Annotated in this window: 5 protein-coding genes; 3 read left to right on the top strand and 2 right to left on the bottom strand. The window is 64.9% G+C overall.

Annotated elements, in window-relative coordinates; genetic code table 11:
* Positions 1 to 414: 414 nt before the first annotated feature.
* On the bottom strand, positions 415 to 1,191 hold the full coding sequence (locus tag CSC73_RS13845; protein WP_163841204.1) for an NAD(P)H-dependent oxidoreductase: 777 nt from the start codon (positions 1,189 to 1,191) through the stop codon (positions 415 to 417).
* Positions 1,192 to 1,280: 89 nt separating this feature from the next.
* On the opposite strand from CSC73_RS13845, the gene CSC73_RS13840 reads away from it, so the two are divergent.
* On the top strand, positions 1,281 to 2,180 hold the full coding sequence (locus CSC73_RS13840; RefSeq protein ID WP_163841201.1) for a LysR family transcriptional regulator: 900 nt from the start codon (positions 1,281 to 1,283) through the stop codon (positions 2,178 to 2,180).
* Positions 2,181 to 2,432: 252 nt separating this feature from the next.
* On the top strand, positions 2,433 to 2,870 hold the full coding sequence (locus tag CSC73_RS13835; protein ID WP_163841199.1) for a universal stress protein: 438 nt from the start codon (positions 2,433 to 2,435) through the stop codon (positions 2,868 to 2,870).
* A 142-nt stretch (positions 2,871 to 3,012) separates the two neighbouring features.
* On the opposite strand, the gene CSC73_RS13830 is transcribed toward CSC73_RS13835, so the two are convergent.
* Positions 3,013 to 3,552: a cupin gene (locus tag CSC73_RS13830; protein WP_211840891.1), complete on the bottom strand. Its 540-nt coding sequence runs from the start codon at positions 3,550 to 3,552 to the stop codon at positions 3,013 to 3,015.
* A gap of 155 nt (positions 3,553 to 3,707) precedes the next feature.
* On the opposite strand from CSC73_RS13830, the gene CSC73_RS13825 reads away from it, so the two are divergent.
* Entirely contained in the window at positions 3,708 to 8,060 is a 4,353-nt protein-coding gene (locus CSC73_RS13825) for a DEAD/DEAH box helicase (protein ID WP_163841198.1), read from the top strand.
* Positions 8,061 to 8,146 lie beyond the last annotated feature (86 nt).

The following is an 8,146-nucleotide window of genomic DNA, read 5'->3' as shown; positions in this document are numbered from 1 at the left end:
GTGTGTGCCGTTGGGGGAGGGCCAGCCGGCTTGGGGGTGATGGGTGGTATGAGCTGGCGAAGAGCTGTAGGAGCGACGTGAGTCGCGAAGCTGGCGAGGGTTCAGTTGCTGAGGCTTTCGCGACTTGCGTCGCTCCTACGGCGCTAGGCCTTATGGGGCTGCTGCTTTGTCCCGCGGTAAGCGTCAGAACCCGATCTCCACGCCCACCGATACCGATTGCCTGTCGACACGGTTGTCGTAGCTAAGCAACCAGGACCGTAGGCTGGGTTAGCTTCACCAACCCAGCGCTCTTGGCAGGGTGTCCCGGCATGCTGGGTTGATAGAGCCAACCCGGCCTACGCGCTCGCCTTTTTTCACCTTTCGGTGCGATTGAGCCGTTTCGTTCTGCAACGCGCGTAGTGCCGCAGGGCAGGCTTAAGCCCATCGCTCATGCGCCAACAATCCGGTCTGGCCGACAGCGACATGACTCGCGAGTACGTGGCCATCGGGATAGTCGCCTTCGTTCTGCGGCCGGAAAGGAATGGGCGCCTCCTCGAAAAGACCTTCAAGACGCGAACGCCAGGCGGCTTTCGCTGCTGCCACGGCGTCGGCGGTGATGCGTCCGGTTCCATAGACCGTATGGGTGGGCAGTACGTCCATGCCCGGGAAAAAGAACGTGCCATGGGTGATGGGGAAGAGCAACTGTTCCAGCGGCCCGTTGATGCCCCGCGGCGAATAATCCACCGCCGGGCCGCCGGCCGTCACCGACAGCAGCGCCCGCTTGCCTTTGAAAGCCCCATCGCCATAGCGATACCGGTTGCCGGCGTTCTTGTAGCCGTACGCAAGACCGTAAGCCCACACCCGATCCACCCAGCCCTTGAGGATGGCGGGCATGCCGAACCACCAAAGCGGAAACTGCAGAATGATGGCGTCGGCGGCCAGCACTTTCTGCTGCTCGGAGGCGATGTCCTCGGTCTGACGTCCGCTGGCATAGGAATGCCCGGATTCCTGCACGAAGAACAACCGCTCCGGATCGGCACGGCTGGGAAAGTCGTGTTCGTCGAACACCGCCTTCCAGCCCATGCCGTACAGGTCCGACGTCAGTACTTCATGCCCCTGTTCCTGAAGCGTCCGCACGGCCACATCGACGAGTTGACGGTTCAGCGATGTGGGTTCCGGATGGGCAAAGACAATCAAAACCTTCTTCTTCATTACTTCGCTCGCAAGCTGGCGTAGCCATTACGATCAGCCGCTTTCATCTATCTGTAAAATCGCATAATTTTTCGGCTACCATCCATTTGATGGATAGCAAGCGCCTGGACCTCAATCTGCTGGTCACTCTGGAAGCGTTGCTGGCGGAGCAGAACGTGACGAAAGCGGCTGCCCGTCTGCATCTGAGCCAACCGGCGGTCAGCGCCCAGTTGAGCCGACTGAGGGATATGTTCGATGACCCGCTGCTGATTCCCGTGCAACGAGGGATGGCGCCGACGGCCAAGGCCATCGAACTGCTGGCTCCCTTGCGCCAGGCTCTCGACGGAATTCGCGCCACGGTCGCCTCGCACAGCAATTTCGATCCTGCCAAGGCCAAGCTGGTCGTGGCTATCGCTTGCACGGACTACATGCAGGCGGCGGCGGTCAAACCGCTGGTCAAACAACTCAGGAAAAGCGCGCCCGGCGTGCGCGTGGCGCTCCGCACTCTCGATGCGTCGCAGCTGGAGTCGCAGATGGCGCGTGGCGAAGTCGACCTGGCCTTCATGACGCCGCAAACCGCGCCTCCCAGCCTTCGCAGCAGGCCTCTGTTCGATGAGCGTTATGTGCTCATCGGGCGCCGGAACCATCCGCGGTTGCGCAGACGGATCACGGTCGAAGAGTTCGCCCAGCTGGAGCATGTGATCGTATCGCCGCGCGGCGGCGGTTTCGTCACTCCGGTGGACGACGCTCTGGCCGCTCTTGGACACAAGCGCAACGTGGTGCTGTCCGCGGCTTCTTTCCTGTTCGTTCCGGAAATCGTGGCCGAGTCGGACTTCGTGGCCCTGGTTCCGGCACGACTGGTGCACGACCGTACCGACAAGCTCAAGCAGGTCGAGTGTCCGTTTCCCGTGGAAGGGTTCAGCATGGCGATGGTATGGCATGAGCGCAGCCACGGGCACAACGGCCTACGCTGGGTCAGAGAAACGGTCGTCTCATTGATCAACGCCTAGGACCGTAGGCTGGGTTGGCTTTACCAACCCAGCGCTCTTGGCAGAGTGTCCCGGCATGCTGGGTTGATGGAGCCAACCCAGCCTACGCGCCCGTGCATGGGCATGAGCTGCGTTCCGCGCCTCCAGGCCAGGGGTAATCCGCTCGGCTCGCCCATCACTTATAGCGAAGTTGACCTGGATCAAGTTGCTGACGGCCGGATGTGCAATGTTGATGCCCAACGGGCATTGAGCCGACTGTGAGGAGAACCGAGTATGTTCAAGCACATCCTGTTGCCGACCGACGGCTCGGATCTGTCGTTGCGCGCGATCGAGCGGGGAGTCGCACTGGCCAAGGCCATGGGCGCACGGGTGACCGGCTTCCATGCGACGCCGTCGTTCCACGTCTTTGCCTATGAGGCGCTGCAAGTGGAATCCACGCGCGAGGAATACCTGCGGGTGAGTGCGGAACAAGCGGCCAACCTGCTCGGCGCGGTCGAGTCCGCGGCCCGGGCCGCGGGCGTTGCTTTCGAATCGGTGTCGACCGTCAGCGACCATCCTTACGAAGACATCCTGCGGACCGCTACCGAGCGGGGCTGCGATCTTATCGTGATGGCATCGCACGGGCGCCGTGGCGTCAAGGGCCTGCTGCTGGGCAGCGAGACCCAGAAAGTGCTCACCCACGGCAACGTGCCGGTACTGGTCTACCGCTAGCGCTCTACCGCCATTTGCGTGCGGAGCCACGGAAGGATCGATTCGGAAAGCCCGGCTACGAACCGAGGCCGGCACGAATCGTCGGCCTTTTCTCTTCGCTTCGGTGCGTCCGGTGTTGCCAGACGACAAGGAGGTGCGGCGGCTAGCGCCAGAAGAGGCGCAGGCCCTCTGCGCCGAACACGGGATCCGCCGCCGGAACAGGCACCTGGGCGACGGCTTTTTCGGTGGTTTCGCGCTCGCTTTCCAGGCCCGTGCGCATGTCGGGTTCGCGGCCTTCCGGATAGGCGCCGACTACCTGGAATCCATCGGCTTCCCGCAATTTGCGATGGGCCACGCCCGCCGGTATGACCAACACGTCCCCGGCCCGCAGATTCACTTCCGGCCCATGCTCGCCGCCCAGCTGAAGCAGCGCCTTTCCCGCGAATGCGCCGAGTACTTCATGCGTATTGCTGTGGAAATGATGGAACGGATAAACGCTCCAGCGCCAGGCGTCGGTCCAGCCGTTGTCCGCGAAGCGCTTTTCCAGCCATTGCGCGCCTGCGTCGTCGCGTTGCGAAAAGACGCCGCGGTAGACCAGCGCCGGATTGGTGCTGTTGGGGATGGCGCCATCGGGCGTCAAACGGAATATCTCGGTAGCAGGATGCGATTCGGTGGGCTTCCCCACCACATGCGAACGCAGCATGGCAAACCTCCGTGCAAGGTTCCTCGTATTAAGGTTTCCTATTCTAGAGCGGCCCTTGTTCACGGGTCGTATAGTTGGATGCCCGGCATCCGGCCCCATGTAGATTCCCAGTGAACGGGTCCGCGGGACCCAAGAAGGCCTTCGCCGACTTCCCAATGCCTCTCGACACTTTCCATCCCGCCGTCGCCAACTGGTTCAGCCGGACTTTCGGTGCGCCCACGCAGGCGCAGGCCGAAGCGTGGCCGCAGATCAGAGCGGGCCGGAACACCTTGGTGGCAGCGCCTACCGGCTCGGGCAAGACGCTCACGGCTTTCCTGGCGGCGCTGGACGAACTGGTGCGCATAGGGTTGCAGCAGCGGCAGGAGCAACCGGAGGGATTGCCCGACGAAACCACCGTCCTCTACATCTCGCCCCTGAAAGCGCTTTCGAACGATATCAAGCTGAACCTGGACGCGCCGCTGGCGGGAATCCGCCAGGAACTCGCAGCCCTGGGTTTGCCGGACGTGGAGATCCGCACGGCGGTGCGCACCGGCGATACGCCGCAGAAGGAACGCCAGCAGAGCCTGCGCAAGCCGCCGCATATCCTGGTCACCACGCCGGAATCGCTGTACGTACTGCTGGGGTCGGTCTCGGGACGGGCCATGCTGTCCACCACCCGCACGGTGATCGTGGACGAAATCCATGCCGTGGCCGCAAGCAAGCGCGGCAGCCATCTTTCGCTATCGCTGGAGCGCCTGCAGGCGTTGTGTGCGGCGCCACTCGTGCGCATCGGACTCTCGGCCACGCAGAAGCCGATCGATGAAGTGGCCCGCTTCCTGGTGGGTGGCGGTTCCGCGCACGCCGCTGGCGTTGTCGATTGCGCGATCGTCGACATCGGCTATGCCAAGCAGCGCGATCTGGCGCTGGAAATTCCGCCTACGCCGCTGACAGCGGTCATGTCCAACGACCAGTGGGAACAGGTGTACGTGCGAGTGGCCGAACTGGTGCGCGCGCATCGCACCACGCTGGTTTTCGTCAACACGCGACGCATGGCCGAACGTGCGGCCCGCCACCTGGGCGAATTGCTGGGCAAGCAGGCCGTCGCCGCCCATCACGGAAGCCTGGCCAAAGAAGCGCGACTGGATGCCGAACAACGGCTCAAGCGTGGCGACCTGAAAGTACTGGTGGCCACCGCGTCGCTGGAACTGGGCCTGGATATCGGCGACGTCGATCTGGTCTGCCAGCTGGGTTCGCCGCGCTCCATCGCCACCTTCCTGCAGCGCGCCGGACGTTCGGGGCATGCGGTGGGAGGGGTTCCCAAGGCGCGGTTGTTTCCCCAGTCGCGCGACGAACTGCTCGAATGCGCGGCGTTGCTGGATTGCGTGGCCAGGGGAGAACTCGACGCGCTGCGCGTGCAGCCGGCGCCCTTGGACGTGCTGGCGCAGCAGATCGTCGCCGAGGTCGCATGCGCGGAATGGGACGAGGACGAACTCTTCGCCCTGCTGCGCCGCGCATGGCCGTACGCGAAGTTGAAGCGCGAAGACTACGACGCAGTGGTGCGGATGCTGTCCGAAGGCTTCACTACCCGGCGTGGCCCGCGAGCCGGGTACGTGCATCGCGATGCGGTCAATCGCCGTCTGCGCGAGCGCAAGGGCGCGCGGATGACGGCCTTGATGTCCGGCGGCACCATCCCCGAGACCGGCGATTACGCGGTGCTGCTGGAACCGCAGGCGCACAACATCGGCACCGTGAACGAGGACTTCGCGGTGGAGAGCATGGCCGGCGATATTTTCCAGCTCGGCAACGCCAGCTACCGGATCCTGCGGATCGAACCCGGCCGCGTGCGCGTGGAGGATGCGCAGGGCGCGCCGCCCAACATCCCGTTCTGGCTGGGTGAGGCGCCCGGCCGTACCGACGAATTGTCGTTCGGCGTTTCGCGTTTGCGCGCAGCGGTCGGGGACGCGATCGCTGCGTCCGGTGAGGACGCAGCTTGCGATGGGCTGGCGCGGCAGACGGGGATGCAAAGGGAGGCGGCGCAGCAGATCGTGGATCATCTGGCGCGCGCGCAGGCCGCGCTCGGCGCCTTGTCTACGCAGACGCGCATCGTGATGGAGCGGTTCTTCGACGAATCCGGCGGCACCCAGCTGGTGATCCACTCGCCTTACGGCAGTCGCCTGAATCGCGCCTGGGGACTGGCATTGCGCAAGCGCTTCTGCCGCAAGTTCAATTTCGAATTGCAGGCTGCGGCGACCGAGGATGCGATCGTGCTGTCGCTTTCCACCAGCCATAGCTTTCCGCTGCAGGACGTGGAGCACTACCTGAAGTCGGCCTCGGCGCTCGAGGTCCTGGTGCAGGCGCTGCTGGATGCGCCGCTGTTCGCGGTGCGCTGGCGCTGGAATGCGACCACGGCCTTGGCGCTGCCGCGTTTCCAGGGCGGCAAGAAAGTGCCGCCGCAACTGCAACGCATGAAATCGGAGGACTTGCTGGCGACGGTTTTTCCCGACCAGGTGGCATGCGCGGAGAACCTGGCCGGGGAGCGGGAAATTCCGGAGCACCCGCTGGTGGCGCAAACCCTGTGGGATTGCCTGTATGACGCGATGGATGCGGACGGCTGGCTGAACCTGCTGCGCCGCATCGAGTCCGGAGAAGTCGAAGTGCTGGCCAGGGATCTGCCGGCGCCTTCGCCCCTCGCGGCCGAAGCGCTGAGCGCGCGTCCTTACGCGTATCTGGACGATGCGCCATTGGAAGAACGCAGAACGCAGGCGGTGCAGAGCCGCCGCTACGCCGATCCGGAAAGCGCTGCGGATATGGGCCGGCTCGATGCCGAGGCCATAGAAGCGGTCAGGCGCGAGGCCTGGCCCGAGGCGCGGAGCGTGGACGAAATGCACGAAGCCCTGAGCGGCCTGGGATTGATCACGGAAGCGGAAGTCCGCGCGGCGCCCGACTGGCAGCAGTGGCTGCAGGCGCTGGCTGCGGACGGCCGCGCTACCCGGCTGGAGCTGCACGGTGCCGGTCGTTGGGTGGCGACGGAGCGGCTTCCGCAAGCGGCGGCGGTCTATCCCGGCGCAGTCGCGCATCCGCCGGTGGAAGTGCCGCGCGAATACGCCGAAACGCCTTGGAGCAACGAACAGGCGATGCGCGAACTGCTGCGCTCGCGCCTCTCCGGCCTGGGTCCGATGCGTGCGGACGAGCTTGCCGCGCAGCTGCAGGTACCGGTTGCGGAAATGGAAATCGCGTTGCTCGGACTTCAAAACGAAGGTTATGTAATGCAAGGGAGCTTCACTCCCGGTTCCGGAGAAACGGAATGGTGCGAACGGCATCTGCTCGCCCGCATCCACCGCTACACGCTCAAGCGCCTGCGCCAGGAAATAGAACCGGTGGAGCCGCGCGATTTCGTGCGGTTCCTGTTCGACTGGCAGCACCTCAGCGCCGCTGCCCGCGTCAGCGGCCCGGAAGCCCTGTCCGTCGTGCTCGGCCAGTTGGAAGGCTACGAGGCGCCGGCGGCCAGTTGGGAAGCAGAGCTGCTGTCGGCCCGGGTCCAGGACTATTCCATCGCCTGGCTCGACGATCTCTGCACCTCCGGACGCACGCTGTGGACGCGGCTGCGGCCCAGCGCTTCCGAAGGCGGTATCGCCGCAAGCGCTTCGTTGCGCTCCACGCCGCTGCTTCTGCTGCCGCGCCGCACGGCGCCGTTCTGGCGTCAGCTGGCGCCGGCGCCTGGCGACGACGCGGGCATGAGCTCGCGCGCCAGCAAGGTCGTTGAATGGCTGACCGCCAGCGGGGCCTCTTTCTTCGACGAGCTTGCGGAAGGGGCGCACCTGTTGAAGACGGAACTGGAAGACGCGCTGGCCGAACTGGTGGCGCGCGGCCGCGTTCACTGCGACAGCTATGCCGGCTTGCGCGCGTTGCTGGTGCCCGCTTCGAAACGCGCCTCCATTTCATCCAGGCGTCGGCGCCATTCGCTGTTCGGTATCCAGGATGCCGGACGGTGGGCGCTGGTACGCCAGCCGAACGCCGATCCGGGCGCGAAGAAATCGCCGGAAGCGATCGAACACGTGGCCCGCACCCTGCTGCGCCGATACGGCGTGGTGTGCTGGCGAATGCTCGAGCGCGAGGCGGTCTGGCTTCCTCCCTGGCGCGAACTGGTCCGTGTCTACCATCGCCTGGAAGCGCGCGGCGAGATTCGCGGCGGCCGCTTCATCGTGGGGCTGTCCGGGGAGCAGTTCGCGCTGCCCGAAGCGCTGGGTCTGCTGCGGCAAATGAGGCGCCGTCCGGCCGACGGACAACTGGTGCGCGTTTCCGCCGCCGACCCGGCCAACCTGCTCGGCACCGTACTGACCGGCGCGAAGATTCCCCGGGTACCCGGATCCAGCGTGCTTTATCGGGACGGGATTGCGATTGCGGCCAGCGCCGGCGGACAGACGCAATGGCTGGTTGAGCTGGATGCGCAGGACCAGCGAAAGGCGACCGATGCGTTGGTGCAACGCAGCGTCTGGAAGCCGCCTTCTTCGGTAGAAACCGTGGTCTGAAAGTCCTGCGCGTACGAATTCCGATACACGTTCTTCGGAAGATCCGGGAGTTTCGGCTCAAGGCAGCAGTTGGACTCCGGTAGAGG

Origin of the sequence: Pseudoxanthomonas sacheonensis (assembly GCF_010093305.1) — a bacterium.
GTDB classification, from domain to species: domain Bacteria; phylum Pseudomonadota; class Gammaproteobacteria; order Xanthomonadales; family Xanthomonadaceae; genus Pseudoxanthomonas_A; species Pseudoxanthomonas_A sacheonensis.
The sequence above is the reverse complement of the archived record's forward strand: the minus strand, read 5'-3'. Positions and strand labels throughout refer to the sequence as shown.